This window comes from uncultured Aquincola sp. (assembly GCF_964001545.1).
Lineage (GTDB): Bacteria > Pseudomonadota > Gammaproteobacteria > Burkholderiales > Burkholderiaceae_C > Aquincola.
This window is the reverse complement of sequence record NZ_CAXFDV010000340.1, coordinates 1-1,535: the sequence shown is the minus strand read 5'-3', so window position 1 is coordinate 1,535 and position 1,535 is coordinate 1. Positions and strand designations below refer to the sequence as shown.

2 protein-coding genes are annotated in these 1,535 nt (G+C 68.6%); both read left to right on the top strand.

The genetic code is table 11. From position 1 onward, the window contains the following. Nucleotides 1-189 (top strand): 2Fe-2S iron-sulfur cluster-binding protein (locus tag ABNT58_RS11765; protein ID WP_348753663.1); only part of this gene is annotated, 189 nt, incomplete at its 5' end. Between the two features lie 24 nt (nt 190-213). Continuing rightward, on the top strand, nt 214-1,535 hold a 1,322-nt coding region (gene paaZ, locus ABNT58_RS11760; protein WP_348753662.1), incomplete at its 3' end, for a phenylacetic acid degradation bifunctional protein PaaZ.

Here is a 1,535-nt window from a genome sequence, read left to right as displayed (position 1 = left end):
GGCCTGGAAGTGCCGTATTCCTGCACCTCGGGCGTGTGCGGCACCTGCCGCGCCAAGGTGATCGAAGGCGAGGTGCGCATGGAGCGCAACTTCGCGCTGGACAAGCACGAGGTGGCCAACGGCTTCGTGCTGACCTGCCAGGCGCACCCCTTGACCGAGCGAGTCGTACTTTCTTTCGATGAACGATAAGCAGAACCCATTCAGGAGACATCGATGAGCACGCCGGTTCTTCAAAGCTACATCGCCGGCCGCTGGCTGGGCGGCGAGGGCGCGCAGACGCTGCGCAGCGCGGTCAATGGCCGCCCGGTCTACCGCACGCATGCCGAGTCCATCGACTTTGCCGAGGCCGTTGAACATGCCCGCCGCGTGGGCTTGCCCAAACTGCTTCAGCTCGACTTCCAGCAACGCGCGCAGCGGCTCAAGGCGCTGGCCAAGTACCTGAACGAGCACAAGGAGCAGCTCTACGCCGTCTCCGCCCACACCGGCGCCACGCGCGCCGATTCTTGGATCGACATCGAAGGCGGCGCCGGCACCTTGTTCGCCTATGCCAGCATGGGCAGCAACGAGCTGCCTTCGGGCAACCTGGTGCATGAAGGCCCGGCGATGCCGCTGGGCAAGAAGGGCGGCTTTGCGGGCACGCACATCCTGGTGCCGCGTGGCGGCCTGGCGGTGCACATCAATGCCTTCAACTTCCCAGTGTGGGGCCTGCTGGAAAAGTTCGCGCCCAGCTTCCTGGCCGGCATGCCCTGCATCGGCAAGCCCGCCACCGCCACCAGCTACCTGACCGAAGCGGCGATGCGGCTCATCGTGCAGTCGGGCATCCTGCCCGAAGGCAGCCTGCAGCTGGTAGTCGGCGGCACCGGCGACCTGCTGGACCGGCTGGGCGGCGCCGACGTGGTCACCTTCACCGGCTCGGCCGACACCGCCGCCAAGCTGCGCGTGCACCCCAACCTGATCCGCCACAGCGTGCCCTTCAATGCCGAGGCCGATTCGCTGAACTGCGCCATCCTGGCGCCCGACATCACGCCCGACGATGAAGAGTTCGACCTCTTCGTCAAGGAAGTGGCGCGCGAGATGACCGTCAAGGCCGGCCAGAAGTGCACCGCCATCCGCCGCGCCATCGTGCCGCGGGAGCGCATCGACGCAGTGGCCGAAGCCCTGCGTGCGCGCCTGGCCAAAGTGACGGTCGGCGACCCCGCGCTGGAAGGCGTGCGCATGGGCGCGCTGGCTTCGCATGCGCAGCTGGCCGACGTGGGCGAGCGCGTGGCCCAGCTGCGCCAGGGCGCTGAGCTGGTGGTCGGCGGCGAAGGCTTTGCGCCGATGGGTGAAGGCACCGCCGAAGGCGCCTTCTTCGCGCCCACGCTGCTGCTGGCGCGCGATGCGCTGAACAACACCGCCGTGCACGACATCGAAGCCTTCGGCCCGGTGAGCACGCTGATGGCCTACGACGGCGTGGACGAGGCCCTGGCCCTGGCCGCCCGCGGCAGCGGCAGCCTGGTGGGCACGCTGGTCACGCGGGATGCGGCCATCGCCGC